The 22,213-nt window shown below is 63.1% G+C and carries 21 protein-coding genes; 10 read left to right on the top strand and 11 right to left on the bottom strand.

From position 1 onward, the window contains the following. Nucleotides 1–249: 249 nt before the first annotated feature. From BM338_RS17300 to BM338_RS17290, 3 genes are read left to right on the top strand one after another with little or no spacing between them, the layout of a single operon-like run. Nucleotides 250–2,655: a ribonucleoside-diphosphate reductase subunit alpha gene (locus tag BM338_RS17300; protein ID WP_255367366.1), complete on the top strand. Its 2,406-nt coding sequence runs from the start codon at nt 250–252 to the stop codon at nt 2,653–2,655. A gap of 32 nt (nt 2,656–2,687) precedes the next feature. Beyond that, on the top strand, nt 2,688–3,035 hold the full coding sequence (locus tag BM338_RS17295; RefSeq protein WP_090453046.1) for a DUF4180 domain-containing protein: 348 nt from the start codon (nt 2,688–2,690) through the stop codon (nt 3,033–3,035). Nucleotides 3,036–3,091: 56 nt separating this feature from the next. After that, nucleotides 3,092–4,117 (top strand): ribonucleotide-diphosphate reductase subunit beta, encoded by a 1,026-nt coding sequence (locus BM338_RS17290; protein ID WP_090453043.1) that lies wholly within the window; start codon nt 3,092–3,094, stop codon nt 4,115–4,117. A 396-nt stretch (nt 4,118–4,513) separates the two neighbouring features. Here BM338_RS17290 and BM338_RS17285 read toward each other — a convergent pair whose 3' ends face one another. The 3 genes from BM338_RS17285 to BM338_RS17275 form a co-directional block, all read right to left on the bottom strand. After that, entirely contained in the window at nt 4,514–5,146 is a 633-nt protein-coding gene (locus BM338_RS17285) for a DUF2076 domain-containing protein (protein ID WP_090453041.1), read from the bottom strand. 184 nt (nt 5,147–5,330) lie between these two features. Beyond that, nucleotides 5,331–6,200, bottom strand: coding sequence for a prohibitin family protein (locus tag BM338_RS17280; protein WP_090453039.1), 870 nt, complete (start codon nt 6,198–6,200; stop codon nt 5,331–5,333). A 7-nt stretch (nt 6,201–6,207) separates the two neighbouring features. Beyond that, the gene (locus BM338_RS17275) at nt 6,208–6,405 is read right to left on the bottom strand and encodes a hypothetical protein (RefSeq protein WP_090453036.1); all 198 of its coding nucleotides are present in this window, start codon (nt 6,403–6,405) and stop codon (nt 6,208–6,210) included. Nucleotides 6,406–6,785: 380 nt separating this feature from the next. On the opposite strand from BM338_RS17275, the gene BM338_RS17270 reads away from it, so the two are divergent. From BM338_RS17270 to BM338_RS21655, 3 genes are read left to right on the top strand one after another with little or no spacing between them, the layout of a single operon-like run. Further along, nucleotides 6,786–7,172, top strand: a complete 387-nt coding sequence (locus BM338_RS17270) for a BlaI/MecI/CopY family transcriptional regulator (RefSeq protein ID WP_090453034.1) — start codon at nt 6,786–6,788, stop codon at nt 7,170–7,172. Between the two features lies 1 nt (nt 7,173). After that, on the top strand, nt 7,174–9,279 hold the full coding sequence (locus tag BM338_RS17265; RefSeq protein ID WP_090453032.1) for a M56 family metallopeptidase: 2,106 nt from the start codon (nt 7,174–7,176) through the stop codon (nt 9,277–9,279). Between the two features lie 35 nt (nt 9,280–9,314). Then, the gene (locus tag BM338_RS21655; RefSeq protein ID WP_177229402.1) at nt 9,315–10,211 is read left to right on the top strand and encodes a hypothetical protein; all 897 of its coding nucleotides are present in this window, start codon (nt 9,315–9,317) and stop codon (nt 10,209–10,211) included. 66 nt (nt 10,212–10,277) lie between these two features. Here BM338_RS21655 and BM338_RS17255 read toward each other — a convergent pair whose 3' ends face one another. The 3 genes from BM338_RS17255 to BM338_RS17245 all read right to left on the bottom strand — a co-directional run bounded on the left by BM338_RS17255 (nt 10,278) and on the right by BM338_RS17245 (nt 13,884). Continuing rightward, entirely contained in the window at nt 10,278–12,623 is a 2,346-nt protein-coding gene (locus BM338_RS17255; RefSeq protein WP_090453028.1) for a S9 family peptidase, read from the bottom strand. A 573-nt stretch (nt 12,624–13,196) separates the two neighbouring features. After that, on the bottom strand, nt 13,197–13,529 hold the full coding sequence (gene mdtI, locus BM338_RS17250; RefSeq protein WP_255367353.1) for a multidrug/spermidine efflux SMR transporter subunit MdtI: 333 nt from the start codon (nt 13,527–13,529) through the stop codon (nt 13,197–13,199). Continuing rightward, nucleotides 13,519–13,884 carry an SMR family transporter gene (locus BM338_RS17245; RefSeq protein WP_090453026.1) on the bottom strand — a complete coding sequence of 122 codons (366 nt, stop codon included), beginning with the start codon at nt 13,882–13,884 and terminating at the stop codon, nt 13,519–13,521. Before BM338_RS17245 ends, mdtI begins: the two co-directional genes overlap by 11 nt. A gap of 55 nt (nt 13,885–13,939) precedes the next feature. On the opposite strand from BM338_RS17245, the gene BM338_RS17240 reads away from it, so the two are divergent. Continuing rightward, the gene (locus tag BM338_RS17240; RefSeq protein ID WP_090453024.1) at nt 13,940–14,332 is read left to right on the top strand and encodes an acyl-CoA thioesterase; all 393 of its coding nucleotides are present in this window, start codon (nt 13,940–13,942) and stop codon (nt 14,330–14,332) included. Between the two features lie 85 nt (nt 14,333–14,417). Here the strand turns inward: BM338_RS17240 and BM338_RS17235 are convergent, their stop codons facing one another. The 3 genes from BM338_RS17235 to BM338_RS17225 all read right to left on the bottom strand — a co-directional run bounded on the left by BM338_RS17235 (nt 14,418) and on the right by BM338_RS17225 (nt 17,481). After that, on the bottom strand, nt 14,418–15,020 hold the full coding sequence (locus tag BM338_RS17235) for a hypothetical protein (RefSeq protein ID WP_090453022.1): 603 nt from the start codon (nt 15,018–15,020) through the stop codon (nt 14,418–14,420). 151 nt (nt 15,021–15,171) lie between these two features. Beyond that, complete coding sequence (gene queF / locus BM338_RS17230) at nt 15,172–15,996, bottom strand: NADPH-dependent 7-cyano-7-deazaguanine reductase QueF (protein WP_090453020.1); 825 nt, start codon at nt 15,994–15,996, stop codon at nt 15,172–15,174. A gap of 492 nt (nt 15,997–16,488) precedes the next feature. After that, a complete protein-coding gene (locus BM338_RS17225) occupies nt 16,489–17,481 on the bottom strand; it encodes an aldo/keto reductase (protein ID WP_090453018.1) in 993 nt (330 codons plus the stop codon). Between the two features lie 121 nt (nt 17,482–17,602). Here BM338_RS17225 and BM338_RS17220 point away from each other — a divergent pair, with 121 nt between their 5' ends. Further along, on the top strand, nt 17,603–18,502 hold the full coding sequence (locus tag BM338_RS17220; RefSeq protein ID WP_090453016.1) for a LysR family transcriptional regulator: 900 nt from the start codon (nt 17,603–17,605) through the stop codon (nt 18,500–18,502). An 18-nt stretch (nt 18,503–18,520) separates the two neighbouring features. Here the strand turns inward: BM338_RS17220 and BM338_RS17215 are convergent, their stop codons facing one another. Both BM338_RS17215 and BM338_RS17210 read right to left on the bottom strand, forming a co-directional pair. Further along, nucleotides 18,521–19,129 carry a DUF1579 domain-containing protein gene (locus BM338_RS17215; RefSeq protein ID WP_218156376.1) on the bottom strand — a complete coding sequence of 203 codons (609 nt, stop codon included), beginning with the start codon at nt 19,127–19,129 and terminating at the stop codon, nt 18,521–18,523. Between the two features lie 108 nt (nt 19,130–19,237). After that, nucleotides 19,238–20,131 carry a LysR family transcriptional regulator gene (locus BM338_RS17210; protein WP_090453014.1) on the bottom strand — a complete coding sequence of 298 codons (894 nt, stop codon included), beginning with the start codon at nt 20,129–20,131 and terminating at the stop codon, nt 19,238–19,240. Nucleotides 20,132–20,216: 85 nt separating this feature from the next. On the opposite strand from BM338_RS17210, the gene BM338_RS17205 reads away from it, so the two are divergent. Then, nucleotides 20,217–21,023: an NAD(P)H-dependent oxidoreductase gene (locus BM338_RS17205; RefSeq protein WP_090453012.1), complete on the top strand. Its 807-nt coding sequence runs from the start codon at nt 20,217–20,219 to the stop codon at nt 21,021–21,023. A gap of 92 nt (nt 21,024–21,115) precedes the next feature. Further along, nucleotides 21,116–22,048 carry a bifunctional helix-turn-helix transcriptional regulator/GNAT family N-acetyltransferase gene (locus BM338_RS17200; protein ID WP_090453011.1) on the top strand — a complete coding sequence of 311 codons (933 nt, stop codon included), beginning with the start codon at nt 21,116–21,118 and terminating at the stop codon, nt 22,046–22,048. The last annotated feature ends 165 nt before the right edge of the window (nt 22,049–22,213 follow it).

Below are 22,213 nucleotides of genomic sequence, written 5' to 3'. Positions count from 1 at the left end.
ATGGCGGCTTCCGCGGGGAAGCGCGTCGTGGCGCGGGGCCATCGCCCTGCCGATCGACCGTCCGCGCAAACCACCATCGTCTCAGCCCCTGCGCGCGGGAGCAGGTAGTTGATGAACGTTTTCCTGGCCTGGAGCGATGCCGCCATGCAACCTATTGATACCGACTCGCGCGAGCGCACTGACGACCGCGCGGACGCATCCGCTTTCCCTGCCGCCGAGGCGGCCCCTGCCACCCACCAGCCCGCGGCGATGGAAGCGATCGCGGAAACCCCGTTTGCCCTCACCCCGCCGCACAATCCTGGCCAGATGCGCGTTACCAAGCGCAACGGCGGCCAGGAAGTGGTGGACGTCAACAAGATCGTGCGCGCCGTCACCCGCGCCGGCGAAGGCCTGCACGCGGTCGATCCGCTGCGCGTGGCGCTGAAAACCATCGGCGGCCTGTACGACGGCGCCACCACGCGCGAGCTGGATGAACTCTCCATCCGCACCGCCGCCGCGCTCACCGCCGAAGAACCCGAGTACGGCCAGCTCGCCGCGCGCCTGCTCGGTGCGTACATCGACAAGGAAGTGAGCGGCCAGGAAATCCAGAGCTTCTCGCAATCCATCGCACGCGGCGCCGAGCTGGGCATTCTCAACAATCGTCTGCGCGATTTCGTCGTTGCCAACGCGCGCAAGCTCAACGACGCGATCGATGTGCACGCCACGCGCCGCTTCGAATACTTCGGCCTGCGCACCGTGTACGACCGCTACCTTCTGCGCCATCCGCAGCAGCGCAAGGTGATCGAGACGCCGCAGTACTTTTTCATGCGCATCGCCTGCGCACTGGGCGGCAACGAGATCGGCGAGACGCTCGAGCTGTACCGCCTGCTGTCCTCACTGGAGTACATCGCCAGCTCGCCCACGCTGTTCAATGCCGGCACTGCGCACGAGCAGCTCAGCTCCTGCTTCCTGCTCGACTCGCCGACCGATTCACTGGAGTCGATCTACGAGAAGTACGGCGACGTGGCCAAGCTCAGCAAGTTCGCCGGCGGTATCGGCCTGGCATATTCGCGCGTGCGTTCGCGCGGTTCGTTGATCAAGGGCACCAACGGCCATTCCAACGGCCTGGTGCCGTGGCTGAAAACGCTGGACGCCTCGGTCGCCGCGGTGAACCAGGGCGGCAAGCGCAAGGGCGCTGCCTGCGTGTATCTGGAGCCGTGGCACGCGGATATCGAGGAATTCCTCGAGCTGCGTGACAACACTGGTGATGAAGCGCGCCGCACGCACAACCTCAACCTGGCCAACTGGATCCCCGACGAATTCATGCGCCGCGTGGAGAGCGATGGCGACTGGTCGCTGTTCGATCCCAAGATCGTGCCGCACTTCGTCGACAGCTGGGGTGAGACCTTCGAGCGCGCCTACCGTGACGCCGAAGCCAGCGGCCTTGCCGCGAAGAAGGTCAAGGCACGCGAGCTGTATGCCCGCATGCTGCGCACCCTGGCCCAGACCGGCAACGGCTGGATCACCTTCAAGGACCGCAGCAACGCCACCAGCAACCAGACGGCGAAGGCCGAGAACGTCATCCACCTGTCCAACCTGTGCACCGAGATCCTCGAGGTCACCAACGCAGGCGAGACGGCGGTGTGCAACCTCGGTTCGATCAATCTCGCGCGCCATGTCGTGGATGGCGTGTTTGATTTCGAGAAGCTCGCCTCCACCGCACGCACCGCCGTGCGTCAGCTGGATCGCGTGATCGATCTCAACTTCTATCCGATCGACACCGCCGCCACCGCCAACCGCAAGTGGCGCCCGGTCGGCCTGGGCGTGATGGGCCTGCAGGACGTGTTCTTCAAACTGCGCCTGCCGTTCGACTCCGCTGAGGCACTGGCGCTGTCGACGCGCATCGCCGAAGAGATCTATTTCAATGCGCTGTCGATGTCGAACGAACTGGCCGAGCAGGCCGGTGCGCATCCCGGCTTCGACGAGAGCCGCGCCGCCAACGGCGAACTGCAGTTCGACTACTGGCAGCAGGCTACGCCGCACGACACGGCACGTTGGGAAGCTTTGCGTGCACGTATCAAGCAGCACGGCCTGCGCAACTCGCTGCTGATCGCCATCGCGCCGACCGCCACCATCGCCTCCATTGCCGGCTGCTATGAGTGCATCGAGCCGCAGGTGAGCAACCTGTTCAAACGCGAGACGCTGTCGGGCGACTTCCTGGTGGTGAACCGCCACCTGGTCGACGAGCTGAAGACGCTCGGTCTGTGGACGCCGGAAGTTCGCGACCAGATCAAGCTGGCCGAAGGCTCCATCCAGGGTATCCCCGCGATTCCGGAACGCCTGCGCCTGATCTACCGCACCGTGTGGGAACTGCCGCAGAAAGCCTTGATCGACCTCGCCGCCGCGCGCGGCGCGTATATCGACCAGAGCCAGTCGCTGAACCTGTTCATGGAAAACCCGAACATCGGCCAGCTCAGCTCCATGTACATGTATGCGTGGAAGTCGGGGGTGAAGACCACTTACTACCTGCGCTCGCGTCCGGCGACGAAGATCACCAAGACGACCGTGTCCGCACCGACGGCGAAGGTGGAAGCACCGGTGGTCGATCAGGATCAGGCCACGGCGGCCGTGTTCTGCTCGCTGGAAAACCCCGAGTACTGCGAGGCCTGCCAGTAAACCATCGCCGGCCAGATCCGGGAGAAGAAGTCATGACATTGGAGCGATCGATCATCATCGCTGCCGAACAAGCGCTGTCCATCCACTCGCGCGGCGATATCGCCGACGCCGTGGGCGCCAGCTTTGGCTCGGACGGCTTGGTGGTGACGGAAGACGACGTGTCGAAGGATTTCTTCGTGCTCAGCACCGGGCTGGCTGGCGAGCTGTTTCAGAAATTCACCAATTACCGCATTCCCGTCGCCGTGGTGATCAAGGATTTTTCGTCCTACGGCGAACGGTTCGCGGAGCTGGCCCGCGAGCATGCAACACATCCTTCTGTCCGTTTCGTCCACTCGACCGCCGATGCGGTCGAGTGGCTGACCTCCCGGTCGCCGGCCTAGCGCGCCCCTGGCGCCAGCCGCCGATATACCCACTAGAACATCTATCGGGAACCACCGTGTCCACTCAACCCGAACGCAACCAGCACATCCTCGACCCCGGCTTCGAACTCACCCTGCGCCCCATGCGCTATCCCGAGTTCTACGAGATGTACCGCAACGCCATCAAGAACACCTGGACGGTGGAGGAAGTGGACTTCTCGCTCGACGTCACCGACCTCAAGTCGAAGATGTCGGACGCGGACCGCCACCTGATCCATCGCCTGGTCGCGTTCTTCGCCACTGGCGACACCATCGTGTCGAATAATCTGGTGCTGAACCTGTATCAGCATATCAACGCGCCGGAAGCGCGCATGTATCTGTCGCGCCAGCTGTATGAAGAAGCGCTGCATGTGCAGTTCTATCTGACGCTGCTGGACACCTATATTCCCGATCCCACGGAACGCCACAAGGCGTTCGATGCGATCCAGAACATTCCGTCGATTCGCCAGAAGGGTGAGTTTTGCTTCAAGTGGATCGACTCCATCCAGAACTTGCAGCGGCTTGAAACACGTGAGCATCGGCGGCAGTTTTTGCTCAACCTGATTTGCTTCGCAGCGTGCATCGAAGGCCTGTTCTTTTTCGCTGCGTTCGCCTACGTGTACTTCTTGCGCTCGCGCGGTTTGCTGCATGGACTGGCGTCGGGCACCAACTGGGTGTTCCGCGACGAGTCCGGACATATGGGCTTTGCGTTTGAGGTGGTGCGCACGGTGCGGGCGGAGGAGCCTGATCTGTTTGATGACAGCATGCGTGTACAGGTGGAGCAGATGTTGGAGGACGCTATCGCTTGCGAGACGCAGTTTGCTGAGGATGTGTTGTCGGGGGGTGTCGCTGGCCTCTCGGCTAAGGAGATGCGTCAGTATCTTGAGTATTGCGCGGATCAGCGTTTGACTCAGCTTGATCTGCCGAAGAAGTACGGCGCCAAGAACCCGTTCGACTTCATGGATTTGCAGGACGTGCAGGAAGTGACCAACTTCTTTGAGCGTCGCGTGTCTGCGTATCAGGTCGGCGTGGAAGGCGAAGTCGCCTTCGATATGTCCTTCTAGCCGCGCGCCTCCCTACATCGTCATCCCTGCGCAGGCAGGGATCCAGTGGCGTTATCGCTCGGTTTTAGCGTCTGCGTGCGCTGGCTCGCCTGCCGCGGGCTTCCGAACCGCTGCCGCGGTCCGGGTCACTTTCTCTTTGCTGGCCCAAAGAGAAAGTAACCAAAGAGAGATGGCCTGAGAGCAGGTCGTATGCTCTGTAGCTACGCCTTTTCCAGTGTCAGGCGTCGGAATGGCTTTCTTCTCGGCCTGATCGTCCAGACCTCACCGCCACACCAAGCTCTGCTCCCTCCCCTGCTTGCGACGCGAAGCTAGTCCCGTGGGACAGGGGAGGGCCGGGGAGGGGTTGGGTGCTCGAGATCGCGTGGCTATCGATCCATAGCCAAGCCACGCCATCCATCACGCCCAGCTGTTGTCATCAAATCCCACGTCGTCATTGAAATCACTATCCGTCTGCGCGAAGTCCTGGTCGCTGTCGTTTTGTGACGCGTTGTCGTCGTAGAAGTTGTTCTGGGTGATGTTTTCCACCACGTTGGGCTGGTTGTCGCCGAAGAGGCCGCTGCCATGGTGGCCGCCCATCAGGCTTTCGATGCCGTTGAAAAGGAACATGCCGCCGGCGACACCGGCTGCGGTGGTGACGGCGCTGGCGAGAAAGCTGGGGGCGCCATTGGTGGGTTGTGCCTGAGGCGCCGGTGCGCCGCCGCCGAACAGGCGCTCACGCCAGCCCGGTACCTGGGCCTGCGGCGGTGGCGTCGCGGCTTGCGGCTGGTTCCACGCACCCGCCTGGCCCCCTAGAAAACTGCTGCCACCCTGCCCGCCAAGCTGTGCCTGTAGCTGCGCGATCTGCGCCTTGGCGTTATCCAGCGCTTGCTGTTGCAGGAGGCTGCGTTGCACCAGCAGGTACAACGCGTCGGGTTGGCTGGCGAGGCGCTGTTGGATCAGTGCGTCGGCCTGCGGGTCTTTGGCGACGCCGCGCACAGCGGCGAGACGCTGCAGGAAATCTTCGAGCAGTTGTTGTTCCTGGGGATTCATGGGGAGCGACCTCGTGGGGATGGGGTGGTTCGATGGCACGTCAGAGCCGGATGTATGCCTGCGGCGGATGAGATCAAGGTCACCCTGCCTTTAGTTGGGATCGTCGGTTCAGCTCGACAAGAATTTGCGTTTCATGCGGCTCAGCTTCTGATGACGGCGGAGCGCGCACGCCCCGCCGCCGGTTTCACTTCGACGCTTCATGCGCCGTGAGGTTCACGAATGGCAAGGCGCCACTGCCGTTGTAGGTCGGCAGGTGGCCATCCCATTTTTCGATCGCCGACATCTGCACCACGTTCGGGTTCTGCCGCAGCGCCTCGCCCTTCAGCGAGATCGCCTTGGCGTCCGCCTGCGCGATGGTCAGTTGCGCCTGCGCCTTGCCTTGCGCTTCAGCCTCCACTTTCTGTGCTTCGGCCCGCGCCTGCGCCACTTCGTTCTGGCGTTGCTCGGCCATCTGCGTCGCCTGAATCTTGGCGTTGATCGATTGCACTACGTTGTCAGGCAGGCGCAGTTCGCCGACCCAGTAGATTTTCTCGACCACGATGCCGACCGGCGCCACCTCCGCAGCGACGTCTTGCTGCACGGCATCGATCAGGCGCGCCTTGCCCTTGCCGTAGACCGATTCGATCTCCAGGCCGGAGGCTTCTTTCACCAGCGCATCGCGGACCATGTTGCGCAGATAGATGTCGGTGATCTCGTCGATGCCCTTGCGGTACTTCTGGAAGATCAGCGTCACCTTGGCCGGATCGATGTGATAGGTGATACCGACATCGGCGTTCACGATCAGGCCCTGCGCGGTCTGAAAGCTCAGCGACTCATCCACCGGGCGCCCTTCATTCGCCGAACGGGTAAACGTATAGGTCTGGGTGAAGGTGGGGAACGTATACATCTCGTAACCCCAGCCCACCCAATAGCGGCCGGGCGGCAATTCCTGCAGCGAGCCTTTGCCGTCGCCGTACATCTGGAACTTCACGCCGACATGGCCCGCCGGCACCTTGTCGCAGGCGGCGAGCATCAGGGTCGAAAGCGCGAGACACATCATCAACGGGCGTTTCATGGTTCGATCATTCCTTATGACTAAGAACGCGGCGCAGAAAGCGATAGCTCCATGCCGCAAGCAGGCCGAACAGAATCAAGCCGACGATCACGGCGAACGTATTCGTGGCGGAGATCAGTTGCGGTCCGATAAAACCGATGTAGAGCGCGATGCATAGCGCCAGCAGCCACGGGCTGCGTGCTACTCGCTCGAAGAACGTATTCATGGCGTAACTCCAGGAGTGATTCGTGCGTGACGGACGCGGCCGCGCGCTGCTCCGGTCAATGGCCGGAGAGACGGTGCAAGCGTGGTGTCGGTGTACGCGGGAAGCGGCTAGGCCGTGGTCGCGGGTCCGATGAGGGCAAAGGTCCGCTGCGGTGCGCAGCGTGGACAACGAAGCAAGCGACGAACGTCGAGAGTCTTCATAAGCGCACCTCAGTGCGCGCTGTGTGGGTGACGACGGCCGCGGATTCTACTCCCGAAAAAATCCGCCGGCGCAAATCTGCAACGTAATTACATTGCCGCCTTGCCCTGCCGCCCGACCTATTGACTACACCTGTAGTCAGGCGTAGCGTGCCTACAACTGTAGTCACAAGGATGCCCGCCATGATCAAGCCTTCCATCGGCGACCAGGAACTCGCGCTGCTGCACTACCTGGCAGAACACGAACCCGCCTCCGTGGGCGAGGTCGCCAGCGGCTTCGGCGAACCGCGCGGCCTGGCGCGCTCCACCGTGCTGACCATGATGGAACGCCTGCGCAGCAAGGGTTATCTGCGCCGGCGCCAGGCCAGCGGCATGTATCGCTACAGCACCTCCACCGGCCCCGGCGAAGCCATGCGGCAAGCCGTGGGGCAGTTCGTGGAAAACACGTTGTCCGGCTCAGTCTCTCCATTCGTGGCGTGGATGTCGGAGAAGGCCGAAGTCAGCGACCACGAGCTGGCCGAGCTGGAAGCGCTGGTGAACCAGTTGCAATCGCGGCGCAAGGAGAACTGACATGGATAGCTTCAGCGTTTTTGCCAACGCCGTTTTCCCTCGCCTAGTCTGGACGTCCATCCAGGCCGCCGTGCTGATCGCGGCACTGTGGTGGATCGGCCGCCGCATACCGCGCCTGTCGCCCGCCATGCGCTGCATGATGTGGTGGCTGGTAGCACTACAGTTACTGCTCGGCCTGCTGCTGGCCAAACCCGTGGAGCTGCCGCTGCTGGCACCGCCATCCGCCTTGCCCGACGTCACCCATGTTGCCGTGGCGCATCGCGATCGCACCGAAATCGTCCAGCCCATCGAGACCACAGCGATCGCTTCGCCTGTCGTGATCGCGACTCACGACGCCCCAGCCGCACCGTTGCCGTGGCGCGAAACGCTGATGGCGCTGTGGTTGCTCGGCATGGCTATGCAACTGTTGCTCGCCCTGCGTCAGTGGCGCGAAACGCGCGACGTGATCCGCAACTCGACATCGCTGCACGATGAAACCCTGCACACGCTCTGCGCACAGCAGGCACGCGTACTCGGCCTGCGCCGCTGTCCCGAATTGCGCCAGTCCGATGCCATCGTGTCGCCGCAGGTCACCGGCCTTTGGCGACCGCTGGTGCTGCTGCCGGCGGAGCACACGTTGGCCCCGGCAGAAGCGGCGATGGCACTCGCGCACGAACTGGCCCATCTGCGTCGTGGCGATCTGTGGCTTGGTTGGGTGCCGGCTATCGCGCAACGCGTGTTCTTCTTCCATCCGCTGGTGGGATGGGCGATGCGCGAGTACGCGTTCCATCGCGAAGCCGCCTGCGATGTACAGGTATTGCAGCAGGCGCGTGCCGAACCGCAAGACTACGGCCGCCTGCTGCTGCGCCTCGGTGTGGCTTTTCCGGTGCCCTCCGGCCTGGCTGGCGCATCGCCCACGTTCCAGAACCTGAAAAGGCGACTGCTCATGTTGCAGCACTCCGTCAACGACACCACGCCGCGCGTGCGCGGCTGGCTGCTGGTGGTGCTGGTGGCGGCGGCCGGTGTGCTGCCCTACCGCGTCACTGCACGCGGCATGGAAATCAACAACAGCAACGTCAATCCCGGCATGAGTGAAAGCGCGGGTGAAAATGCGCAGGACGCGACGCCAGCCAAGCGCGCCACCGACAGCACTGCGACGACGACGGACGAAGTGCCGCCGCCTCCACCGATGCCGGATATCCCGCCGCCGCGCGGCGCGGTGCATCCAGCACCGACCCCGACTCCTGCACCAGCCATCGCACCCAGGCCGGCCTCCGCGCCGCGCGAGGTTATAGCGGCCACCCCGACACCGCGGCCCTATCCGATACCCGCGGTGCCGCCTGTGCCAGCGACACCAGCTACTCCAGCCACACCGGCAACGCCTCCCACACCGCCGACCCCTCCCACGCCGCCGACACCGGCCGCGCCTTATGCCGCAGACCTGGGCAACGCGCGCCACGTGGATATCGATGTGTATACCGGCGCCGAGCGTGGCTTCGCGCTGTTCGACCACGACAGCATCACCATGAACGGCGACACCGAGGATCTGAAAATCGCCAAGCGCCTGCGCAGCTCGTCCTCGGAAGCCATGCTGTGGTTCCGGCGCGGCAGCGACACGTATGTAGTGCGCGACCGCGACTTCATTCAGCGCGCGAAGGCCGCTTACGCGCCAACCAAAGAGATGGCGCAACGGCAGGGTGAACTGGCCGGCAGGCAAGGCGAGCTGGCAGGCCGCGAGGGTGGACTGTCCGCACGATTGGGCGCGCTTTCCGCGCGACGCGTGGAACTCGATACGCGCCGCGTCGCCATCAGTCGGGAGCGCGAAAGTCTGCGCCTTGCGCGGCTAGCCAGTGGCGGGGCTAGCGAAGCAAACATCGACGCCCAGAACGCCGCGATCGATGGACGCCTGAGCGGCATCGACAGCCAGTTCAGGGATCTCGATCGCCAGCAGGCCGACATCCAACGCGAACAGGCCGAGCTCAACCGGCAGCAAGCCGATCTGTCGCGCCAGCAGGCGGAGATGTCCAAACACCAGGGCGAGATATCGCTTCGTGAGGATGAGCAGATGGACAAGCTGCTCAACGAAGCACTGGCCCAGGGCGTCGCTCAACCCGCGGGCAGCCGCTGAGCAGTCCATCCACTTTTGTCAGGAGATTCCTTGCCATGCCGCAGCGCTACCTGTCTCTCCGTTCGCCGTCCCGCGCGCGCTGGATACCGGCGATGTTCGCCGCCCTGCTCTGCGTGATGCCCGTCAGCGGCGCCAGTGCGTCCGGCGGCCAGCACACCGATGTGCCGCCACCACCGCCCGTACCACCTACACCACCCACGCCACCACCTCCGCCGCCAGCACCTTTGGCACCGCCAGCGCCGCCGGCCTATACGGCGGGGCTCACCGGCCGCCACATTTCCATCCATACCCATGGCGCCAGCGATGGCTTTGCGCTGGTCGACGGCGACTCGGTCACCATCGATGGCTCCGAGCAGGACGTGAACACCATCCGCCTGTTGCAGAGCAAACAATCCGCCTTCCTGTGGTTCCGTCGCGGCGACAAAGCGTGGGTGATCCGCGATCCCGCCTACCTTGCGCGAGCCAAGGCCGCCTATGCCGAAGTGGAAGCGATCGGCCACGAGCAAGGCAAACTCGGCGGCAAGCAAGGCAAGCTCGGCGGACAACAGGGCAAGCTCGGCGCCGAACAAGGCGCGCTCGGCTCGCGCCAGGGCGCACTGGCCAGCAAGCAGGCCATGCTCGCCAGTCGCGAAGCCGAACTCGCATCCCTCGAAGCCCAGGGCAAGCCGGCTAGCGATATCGCGGCGGGACGCAAGCAACTTGCCACCGCCCAGGCGGAACTCGAAACCCAGCAGAAATCGCTGGGCGACCAGCAAGAAGCGCTCGGCCACCAGCAAGCCCTGCTCGGCGAGCAGCAGGAAGCGCTGGGTGCTGAGCAGGAGGCCCTGGGCAAGCACCAGCAACGCGCCACCGAGCAGGCCAACGAACAGCTGCGGAAACTGATCGCCGAGGCCCAGGCCCAGGGCGTGGCGCAACCGGTCAGCGCGAACTGACGCGCTACGCAGGCATCAACAAAAACGGCGGCCATCGAGGCCGCCGTTTTTTTACCTTCTTGCCGGTCAGTCCTTCGGCATCTTCAACACGTATTCCTTCGGCGGCGTACCACCCATCAGGTTGCGCACGAAGTAATCCCAGCGCTTGCGCGTCATATACAAGCTGGCATCGCCGTAGCCGTGATGCGCATTAGGGATCAGCAACAGATCGAAATCCTTGTTGGCCTTGATCAGCGCATCCACTATCAGCAGGGTCTGATACGGCGGCACGTTGTCGTCCATGGTGCCGTGGGCGAGCAACAAATGCCCCTTGAGCTTGTCGGCATAGACCTGGTTGGCCTGCTTGTCGTAATTGCTGTTGCCGTCCTTGTCCTTCACCAGCAGGCCCTGCCACTTCTCGGCCCAGTCGTCTTCGTAGTTGCGGTTGTCGTGATTGCCGCTCTCAGCGATACCGACCTTGAAGAAATCCGGATACATGAACATCGCGCCCACCGTGGCGTTGCCGCCGCCGGAGTGGCCCCACATGCCCACGCGATCCATTTCGATCCACGCATTACGCTTGCCCAGCTCCTTCAAACCGGCGACCTGATCCGGCAGCGTGTTGTCGATGATGTTGCCGAAGTACGCATCATGAAACGCCTTGGAGCGCCACGGCGTACCCATGCCGTCGATGGCAACCACGATAAAGCCCAGCTCGGCGAGTGCCTGATGATCGCCGCGTGCAGGCGTGAAGCTGCGCGTACCGACCGAACCGGTCTGCGGGCCCGGATACACGTAATCGACGATCGGGTATTTCTTGCTGGCATCGAAATGCGTCGGCTTGAACATCAGACCGTACAGATCGGTCTTGCCGTCGCGGCCCTTCACCGTAAACGGCTCCGGCGCCTTCCAGCCCGCGGCAACCAAGCGGCTGATATCAGCCTTCGCAATCTCGGCCACGGTACTGCCGTCAGCGGACGAACGCAGCACGGTCACCGGCGGCACGGTCGGCGTGGAATAGGTATCCACAAACAGACGTCCATCCGGCGACAGCATCACGGTGTGATCGGAGGGCTCCGGTGTCAACAAGGTCGGCTTGCCACCGTCCAGGCTCACCTTCCAGAACTGCTGGTAATACGGGTTCACGCCATTGGCACGGCCTACGCCGCGGAACCACAGCGTGCGGCTCTTCGGATCGACCCGCAGCACCTCGGTGACATTGCCGTTGCCGGTGGTGATCGCGCGCTTGAGCTTGCCGCTCTTCAGGTCGTACAGGTAAAGGTTGCCCCAGTTGTTGCGTTCGCTGAACCAGATCGCCTCGTTGGTCTCCGGCAGATAGCTCCAGTTGACCTTGCCGTTGCCACTCTCGTAGTAGGTCGGCACTTTCTCGTCGAACACGGTACGCACCGTGCCGGTCGTGGCATCGGCAATGCGGAACCACGCTTGCTTGTGATCGCGCGAGGAAGACACAAACGCCAGCGTCTTACCGTCGCCGGCCCACTGCACGTCGTCCCAGCCGCCATCGCGGCCGCAGCTCACGTCATCGCACAAAGTGGAGCGGTGCTGATCCGGTGCCATCTTCAGGCGCACCACTTTCTTGCCCGGCACGTCGATGATCACGCGCTCGATCATGGTGACGTTCTCGTCGCCTACCAGCGGGTACTTCCACTTCTCCAGCTTGGGGTGGCCCACATTGGTGGTGACCAGATACATCTCGCCGGTCTTGCGCTGATCCTGCTGGAACGTAGCGATCTGCTTCGAATCCGGCGACCACACCAGAATCGCCTCGTCCGAATGCTTCCAACCGGCGTTGTCGGTTGCGTAGCCGAAATCTTCCACACCGTCGGTGGTGAGCTGAGTCTCGGTGCGGGTGGCAACGTCGCGCAGCCACAGATTCCAATGGCGGATAAAAGCTTCCGTCTTCTTGTCCGGCGACAGCACACCCGGCTCGCTACCTTCCTTCGCGCCAGCCTTCTCCTTGGCGCCCTTGCCGGCAACGCACACACCTTTGTCCTTCAGGTCGCACAGATAGTGCTTGCCGCGCAGATTCACATCGAGACGGCCATCGGCGGTCATGCTGAAATCAGTGATGCCAAGCTTCTTGGCATCCACCGGCTTGTTGAGGACGGCAGTAAGCGCGGTCGCCAACTTGGCCTGATCAAACGCCGGCTCGGCCTTGCCGGTGGCGGCGTCCATACGCAGATAGTGATCGCCACCCGCGTCATGCTCGCGATAACCGAAATGGCCATCGTCCAGCCACGTCACGTTCTGCACCACGTGATCGACCAGCGGCACCGTGTTGTAACCCATCAGGCGCTCGGCCTTGGCGTAATCATCCGCCGTCAACGTCGTCGTCTGCGCGGCAACACCCGCCGATAGCGCACTCAACACCAGCGCACCCAACAGGCGCGACCCGTCCATCTTCAAACCCATGCTCTACTCCCCAAGGAAAAACCCCGGACACACCGGAGCGTTACAGCGAAAGCCGGCCATGGCCGATCAGTCCAAACCCTTCGATCGTAGTCCGGAGGTCATGGGGCGACCCCTGCCAGAAGTCCCTGATGGGGACATGGGGGTTGGCGCAAGGGCCTTACCCCTCCCCAGCCCTCCCCTGCTAGCAGGGAAGGGAGCAAAAGCGCGACGCCATGTGAGGACTAGACGATCAGGCCTCAAAGAGAACCATCCCGACGCCTGACACTGGAAAAGGCGCAGCTACAAAGCCCGCCGCTTGCTCTTCAGGCCATTTCTCTTTGGTTACTTTCTCTTTACTCCGGGCATCCATGCCCTCCGCCCTTCGGGCCAGCTGCGCTGTTCGCACCCGCTCCTGCGGGTGCGTGGGCCAGCAAAGAGAAAGTGACCCGGACCGCGGCAGCGGTTCGAAAGCCCGCGGCAGGCGAGCCAGGGCACGCAGACGCTAAGACCCGGCGATAAGGCACTGGACCCCGGCCTACGCCGGGGTGACGAAGTAGGAAGGCTCTTTGCAAGGGGGGCACGCTTCTTCCCCCTTCAAGCAAATTTCATCAACACCACCCCCGCCATGATCAGCGCCAGCCCCAGCCACCCACTAGGCCGCAATCGCTCGTGAAACATCACGATGCCAGACACCGCCGTAGCAACCAACCCAACCCCACCCCACACCCCATAAGCCACCGACAACTCAATCCCCTCAATTGCATAACTCAACGCAGTAAACGCCGCCAGCGCACAACCAATCGCCGCCAACGCCGGCCCCTTGCGCTCAAACCCGTGCGACAACTTCATCAACACATTCGCCACCACCTCCAGCGCAATGGCGATAGCGAGATACAACAAATGGATAGGCGCGAACTCAGGCAGCATGATGCCCACCCTCGCCCGGCCGGCGCGGCGCCTCCTCAGTACCGTGCTCCAGCAACACAATGCCAGTGATGATCACCGCGATAGCCACCACCTTGGTCAGGTTGAGCGACTCGGCAAACAGCCACGCGCTGCACAGGGTGATCAGCACCAGCCCCAAGCTCTCCCACGCACCATAGGCCACCGCCAGCGGAATCCGTTTCACCGCCAGCGCGAGCGTGGTGTACGAGAGCACCAGCATCACGTACATCACCGCCAGCCCCGCCGTGCGAGTGTCGTGATGAGCGCCGTATTTCATCGCCAAGGTGCCAGCGACTTCGGTCAAAATGGCGACCGCCATGAAAAGCCAGTGACGCATTGCATGCTCCTTTTGCGTTTCGGCCATCGTAACCGCTCACATCTCCAGGACCCCCATGACCGAGCCCACTACCCCCTTGCCCGAAGCCCGCCTGCTGGAAATGGTCTTCCCCGACCACACCAACCACCTCGGCACGCTGTTCGGCGGCCAGGCACTGGCGTGGATGGACAAGGCCGCCTTCATCGTCGCCTCGCGCCACGCGCGACGCACCGTAGTCACCGCGCGCTCGGAGGAAGTGAACTTCCGCGTGCCCGTAGGCAACGGCCAGCTGGTGGAACTGGTGGCGCGCATCGTCAGCGTCGGCCGCAGCTCCATGCATGTCGAAGTGGAAATGACCGCCGAAGATCCGCTCACCGGCGACCGCCGTGTCTGCACCACCGGCCGCTTCGTGATGGTGGCACTCGATTCCAACGGCTCGCCCACCCACATCCCCCCGCTAACCGCGTAGGAGCGTGCCGGGACTGAAACGCCGCGCATAAAAAACGCCGCAGGCCAGCCCCGGCCTGCGGCGTTTTGCTATCGATCCGCTCTGCTCAGATCTTCGCCACGTCAAATCCCTGTGTACTTACCGGCTTGCCGTCGAGGGAAATCACCACCTGATATTTGCCGGCCGGCCACAGGCTCGGGTTGCGTACCTCGAACGTCGTTACGGCCGGCCCATCGGTAGCGATCGATTGACTAGTGCTAGTGATCGGTCGCGCCTGGCCCTCCAGATAGGTCCAAGTGGCGTTGAGTGTGACGCCTTTGGTATTGCCCTGGGTGGCGACGCTGGCATAGATGGCTTTGTCGTTCGGCGCGAAATGATTCTTCGCCTCGCTGACGCGATGATCGTCGGCCACCTGGTTACCGACTGTCACCGCCGCAATGCGAAATTCCGTGCTGGCGGGCACCGCCGTCGTCGGCGATGTGCCAGTGGTGGCCGGCTTCGTTGCGGGTGAATTGGTCGTGCTGCTCGGTGCGGGCGCGGTGCTACTCGGCGCAGGGTTCGCGGGCGGCGTGGTGGCCGGTGTACTTGCTGGCGCGGCGGGCGCATTCGCCGCCGGCGGCGTCTCTTCGTGCTTGCCGCAGCCGCTGAGCATCAGCAGGCCGGCGAGCGTCGCGGCATACAGGGCGACGTGGGGGATGGAAGATTTCATGGCGGCATCCTTTAGTCGATGAGTCACTAGCGACCGGAACAAGCACCGATCGCCCCCAAGTCACAGAAACTAGGACCCCAAGCATGAAGTTATGGTTAGCCCAGCGTCCGCAACGACATGGCCTTTACGAATGCGTTCGCGCCAATTCAGCTTACTGACGCGCGCCGCGCGGATTACCCGGCACCATATCCACACTGCTGCGGAACGGATTGATATCCAGCCCGCCGCGCCGCGTGTAGCGCGCGTACACACTCAGCTCCTGCGGTGCGCAGCGCGCCATCACATCCACAAAGATGCGCTCCACGCACTGTTCATGGAATTCGTTGTGGTTGCGGAACGACACCAGATAACGCAATAGCCCCGACGCATCGATGCGCTCACCGCGATAGCGGATCTGCACACTGCCCCAATCCGGCTGCCCGGTCACCGGACAGTTGGAACGAAGCAAATTCGATACCAGGGTTTCTTCCACCACATCGCCCGGCGCACCGGTGCGCAGATGCTCTGCCTTCGGCGGGCCGTAATCGTCGATGTCGATCTCCAGCATATCGATCAGCTCGCCATCCAGATCGGCGATGGCGTGACCTTGCTCGCTGGCGGCACTGAGCAGCACATCCACCGTTGCGCCGGCTGCGGCGGAGAGATCGCGGCTCAGCGTATCGATCATCTCCGTCGCACTCGCGATGCGCTCCTGTGCGAAGCCGTTGAGGTAAAGCTTGAACGACTTCGATTCGATGATGTTCGGCGACGTCGCCGGCACACGGAACTCGGCCAGCGCCACCACCGGTTTGCCGCGCGCATCCAGCCATGACAGTTCGTAGGCGTTCCAGATGTCCACGCCGTGGAAGGGCAGTGGCTCGCTGATGCCGATCTCTTCGCGCTTGATGCTGCGGGGGATGGGGAACAGCAGGCTGGGATCGTAGTGGTCGGCGTAGGGGGTGGTTTTGCCTAGGGGGGAGTGTTCTGGGGTGGTCATGGGCGCATTTTAGTGGAATGCGCTGAGAGGGTGGGGCGAGGGTTCGGCCCTTGCGACACCTTTGCCTACTTCGTCATTCCGGCGTAGGCCGGAGGCGCTTTTCAACAGCGAAGCTGGTCATCCAGTGGCGTTATCGCTCGGTTGTCGCGTCTGCGTGCGCTGGCTCGCCTGCCGCGGGCTTTCGAACCGCTGCCGCGGTCCGAGTCACTTTCTCTTTGCTGGCCCACGCACCCGCAGGAGCGGGTGCGAACAGCGCAGCTGGCCCGAAGGGCGGAGAGCATGGATGCCCGGAGTAAAGAGAAAGTAACCAAAGAGAAATGGCCTGAAAGCAGGCGGTGGGCTTTGTAGCTACGCCTTTTCCAGTGTCAGACGTCGGGATAATTCTCTTCGGCCTGATCGTCCAGTCCTCACCGCTGCACCATGCTCTTGCCCCCTCCCCTGCTCGCAGGGGAGGGCTGGGGAGGGGTAACGCTCTTGCGATACCCCTCAAACTCAAGCATTGAGGAGCTTCAACATCGCCTCGGTATAGCGAGGACCTGCTACGGCATTCGGCGGAAAGATGGCGTCGATGGCGGCGAGTTCGGCGGCACTGAGTTTCACCTCTAGCGCGCCGAGGTTTTCGTCGAGACGGTCGCGGCGCTTGGTGCCCGGGATGCCGATGATGTCGTCGCCTTGCACCAGCACCCAGGCCAGGGCGAGCTGCGCAGCGGTGCAGCCTTTGTCCTTGGCGAGCTGTTTGACTCGATCGACCAGCGCCAGGTTGCGGGCGAAGTTTTCGCCCTGGAAGCGCGGACTGGTGCGGCGGTAGTCATCCGCTTCGAAATCGTCGGGCGTGGTGATGGCGCCGGTGAGGAAGCCGCGCCCCAGCGGGGAATAGGCGACGAAGGCGATGCCGAGACGGCGGCAGGTTGCCAGTACATCGTTCTCTTCCGGGTCGCGCGTCCACAACGAGAATTCGCTCTGCACCGCGGCGATGGGATGCACCGCATGCGCACGCTCGAGGTTGGCGGCGGAGACTTCGCTAAGGCCGAGGTGGCGCACTTTGCCGGCGGCCACCAGTTCGGCCATGGCGCCGACGGTTTCCTCGATCGGCACCTTGGTGTCGGTGCGGTGCTGGTAATACAGATCGATATGGTCGATACCCAGCCGCTGCAGGCTGCCTTCGACGGAACTGCGCACATAGTCGGGGCTGCCGTTCACGCCACGAAATTGCGCATTGTCTTCCTTACGCACGATGCCGAACTTGGTGGCGATAAACGCCTGGTCGCGGCGATCGCGAATCGCTTTGCCGACCAAGACTTCGTTGGTGTGCGGGCCGTAGACATCGGCCGTGTCCAGCAGATTGAAGCCGCGCTCCAGCGCGTGGTGGATGGTGGCGATCGATTCGGCGTCGTCGCGCACGCCGTAGAACTCACTCATACCCATGCAGCCCAGTCCGAGGGCGGAAACCTTGGGGCCGTTACGGCCAAGCAATCGCGTTTGCATGACAGAAGTTCCTGGTGGGTGGGGAAAGTGAGCACATCCTGCGCTTGTGCGCCTTGTGGATAAATGCTCAATAATCGCCATATCTGTTTCAAATTAACCAACAATTGGAAAGGCAGGTGCCATGGACCAGCTCCAAGCCATGCGGGTCTTCACGCGCATCGTCGAACTCGGCAGCTTCACCCGCGCTGCCGACGACCTCAGCCTGCCGCGCGCCACCCTCACCCACACCATCAAGCGGCTGGAAACACACCTGGGCGCGCACCTGCTGCAGCGGACCACCCGCAGCGTCCGCGCCACCCGCGATGGCGAGAGGTATTACAGCCACTGCGTGCGCCTGCTGGCCGACCTCGACGAAGTCGAAGCGGATTTCCGCGAAGCGGCCATACAACCGAAAGGACGCATCCGCGTGGATGTACCGGCTACGCTGGCGCGACATCTGCTGGCGCCGGCCCTGCCGGCATTCTTTGCGCGCTATCCGCACATCGAACTCGATATAGGCACCAGCGACCGCTTCGTGGATCTGGTGCAGGAAGGCGTCGACTGCGTGCTGCGTTCCGGCGAACTGAGCGATTCGAGCATGGTCGCGCGCCGCGTCGCGGTGCTGGAACAGGTCACCGTGGCCAGCGCGGCCTATGTGAAGAAGCACGGCATGCCGGAGACGCTGGCCGCGCTGCATGAAGGGCATGTCGCGGTGAACTGGGCGTCACCCAACACGCGTCGTTCGACACCGCTGGAATTCATGGTCGGACGCAAGCTACGCGAAGTGACCATGCCGTCCCAGGTCACGGTCAACGGCTCCGATGCCTACATCGCCTGCTGCGAGGCGGGCCTTGGCATAGCGCAGTTCCCGCGCTACCGCATCCGCCAGGCACTGGCTCGCGGTGAGTTGCGCGAACTGTTGCCGGCATCACCGCCGCCCTTACTGCCGCTGAACGTGCTGTACCTGCGCCAGCGCCAGCAATCGTTGCGCCTGCGTGTGTTTATTGACTGGCTGGCGGAGATGATGAAGGACGTCCGCTGAGCGACAGCGCGGTACGCTTCATCGCGTCCGGGTGAAATACGCCACCCAGTTCGTTTCCCAGGTCTTGCCGCCATCGGGCGAGTACGCCTGCTCCCACTGCAAGGTGGTGTGCGTCATGTGCGACCACTGGAAGCGCACCTTGATGGGTTTGCCGTCAAACGTATCGTCCGAATAAAACGTCCCCACCCCATTCTCGAAACTACCGACCACCGGCACATCGATGCTGGTCGGATGGTTTCCGTCCAGCCACCAGATCGACCATCGCTGTGACTCGGGATCAAACGCGCGCAACGTCACCCCGCGATGGACCGTCCCATCCGGCATGGTGAACACGTTCTCCGTCATATTGCCGCGCCCGTCGAGCAGTGGGCGCACCACTTGGGTGCCGTCGAACTCCTCCCACGCCGTGCTCCCCGCCAGCCGCTCCTTCAAACGCCGCTGCTTCGAATGCCAGGTACCAAAGAACATATCGAAGTCATGCACGTGATCGACGGCCGCCGCCGGCCTGGTCACCGCACCGCCCGCCGGCAAGGCATGCGCCGGCACCGCCAGCAAACACCCGGCACTAATACCAACGAAGACTCCGATCAACGCACCACAACGCGTCAGCGAACAGGAGAAAGCCATGCGCCCACCTTCCATCGGAAGCCAGCGCAAAAAGTGCACCTCGGTAGCGAAGGCGGGAAGAGCCATTTACGCGCCCTGTCCTGGGCCACTTCCTGCCATACCGCAAGATCACACCGCTCCGGCGATGTACTCCCGCAACCACTGATGCGCCGGATCGCGATGGGAGCGTTCGTGCCACAGCATCGCCATCTGGTAACCCGGCACATCCACCGGCGGCTCCACCACCTGTAGCTCGCTCACATCGCGAACCAGACGTGCAGGCAACATCGCCACCAGATCGGTAGTGGCCAGCACTGATCTCACGAACAGAAAGTGCGGCACCGAAAGCACCACCCGCCGCGTCAGACCGACCTTGGCGAGCGCCTCGTCCGTGACACCGTGGAAACCCCCGCCATCTGGCGACACCATCACATGGTCCAGCTTGCAGAACTGCGCCAGCGTCGGCCGTCTTTTTAGTCGCGGATGACCCACACGCCCCACCAGTACATACCGCTCCGTAAACAACGCCCGGCGCCGCATGCCAGGGGGCGCTCCCTCCGTGGTGTGAAAAGCGAGATCGATCTCCCCTTGCTCTGCCTGTCGGGCGATGCGCCGTGGCGCGAGTTCCAGCACCGCCAATCGAGTACCTGACGCCACCGAACGCAATCCGCGCAAGACCGGCAGCACAATGGTCGACTCGCCATAGTCCGACGCAGCGACACGCCAGATATCACTGGCCTTGGCCGGGTCGAAGGGACTTGCGGGCGACACCGCGTTTTCCAGCGCATCGAGCGCCAGCCGCAACGGTTCGCGCAACGCCTCGGCCCGTGCCGTGGGCCGCATGCCGCGCGGCCCCGGCAACAACAGCGGGTCCCCGAAAATATCCCGCAGCTTGGCAAGGTGGACGCTTACCGAAGGCTGCGAGAAATTCAGGCGCTGTGCGGTACGCGTTACGTTGTGCTCCGACAGCAGCACATCCAGCGTGACCAGCAGATTCAGATCCAGCCGACGCAGATTATTCATGGCAATACCTGGAATATTAGAAATTCATTTCCAATATACCTGCCGGCACCCTAGCTTGCCCTCATCCAAGTCTGAGGGCCCCACCATGCATGTGCTTCTCGTCTACGCTCACCCCGAGTCCAAGTCATTGAACGGCGCGCTGAAGGATTTCACCGTCAAGCGCCTCGAAGCCGCCGGCCACACCGTCCAGGTCTCCGACCTGTACGCCATGCAATGGAAAGCGGCGCTCGACGCTGACGACGTACTGGAACGAAAGGACAGCGAACCCTTCCATCCAGAGCGCGACTCCAAGTACGCCTTCGAGAACGGCCTGCAAACTCCGGACATCGCGCTCGAACAGGACAAGCTGCGCTGGGCCGACGCGGTCATCCTGCAGTTTCCGCTGTGGTGGTTCTCGATGCCGGCGATCCTCAAAGGCTGGGTGGAACGCGTCTACGCCTACGGCTTCGGCTATGGCGTGGGCGAACACTCCGACACGCGCTGGGGCAACCGCTACGGCGAAGGCACGCTGGCGGGCAAGCGCGCGATGCTGATGGTCACCGCCGGCGGCTGGGAATCGCATTACGGCCCACGCGGCATCAATGGCCCCATCGACGATCTGCTGTTCCCCATCCAGCACGGCATCCTCTACTACCCCGGCTTCGACGTGCTGCCGCCGTTCGTGGTCTACCGTGTCAGCCGCACCGACGAGGCGCGCTTCTCAAACATCCGCGACGCGCTCGGCCAACGTCTCGATGACCTGTGGAAGACGCAGCCGATTCCGTTCTACCCGCAGAACACCGGCGCCTACGACATCCCCGAATGCACTTTGCGCGCCGACATCGCGCCGGGTGAAGTCGGCTTCGCCGCACACGTCGCGCAGCCCGCGCTTCGTATCGCAGCGAAGGGTTGAAAGAACCCGGGGGCCGTCCATCCCTCACCCCATATAGTTGACTCAGTCAATTATATGGGGTGAACTAGCGCCTCGCCGTCACGAGGTGCGCCATGACCGATGATTTGCTGAATTCACAGGCCGAAACCGTTCGCGGCTTCAACCGGTTCTACACCCGGCAGATCGGGGTGCTCGACGAAGGACTCCTGGCCAGCCCGTTTACCTTGACGCAGGCGCGGGTGCTGTTCGAGCTGGGCATCCGCAAAGCGGTGACGGCGCGCGAGATCGGCGACGTCCTCGGTCTCGATGCCGGCTACCTGAGCCGCATCGTGCAGAACTTCGCTTCGCAAGGGCTCATCCGGCGCGAGTCCTCGCCCGATGACGGCCGCCAGATCGTGCTCTCCCTCACCCCCGAAGGGCGCAAGGTGTTCCGGGACCTTGATAAGAAATCCCATGCCGTCGCAGCGTCCCATCTTTCAGGACTATCGACGCCGCGCCGCGCGCGCGCGCTGACGTTGATGCAGGACCTCCAGCGCACCCTGTCACACGAAGCCGGTGACGGCACACTCACCATTCGCACACACCGTGCCGGCGACATCGGCTGGGCCATCGAACGCCATGCCCGCATCTACACCGACGAATTCGGCTGGAACGACGACTTCGAAGCCCTGGTCGCCACCCTGTTCGCGCGCTTCGCCACCAAGCACGATCCCGACGCGGAGCGCTGCTGGATCGCCGAAGTCGATGGCGAACGCGTCGGCTGCGTCTTCGTGGTTCGCAACGAAGAAGATCCCACCATCGCGCAACTACGCTGTCTGCTCGTCGATCCGAAAGGGCGTGGCCTCGGCGTCGGCAAACGCCTCGTCGACGAATGCCTGGCCTTCGCGAAAACCGCCGGCTACACCAGCATGTTGCTATGGACCAACGATGTACTGACCTCAGCCCGCCGCATCTACGAAGGTGCCGGTTTCGCACTCGTCAAGGAAGAGCGTCACCACAGCTTTGGTCATGATCTGGTGGGGCAGATCTGGAAGCGGGATCTTTGAAGCGCTGCCGATAAAAGCACCCGGGCTGCACGTGCAGTCAATGCAGGTTCGGGTCTGATGCGATGTCGCAGGAGGCCCAAATGCCTCCGCGTCCGACTAGCGGCCCGGCAAGGGCCGCTAACGCTTGCCAAAAAAGCTGGCCAACTTCGACGACCTCGACTTCCA

Origin of the sequence: Dyella sp. OK004 (assembly GCF_900114495.1) — a bacterium.
GTDB lineage: Bacteria > Pseudomonadota > Gammaproteobacteria > Xanthomonadales > Rhodanobacteraceae > Dyella_D.
The sequence above is the reverse complement of the archived record's forward strand: the minus strand, read 5'-3'. Positions and strand labels throughout refer to the sequence as shown.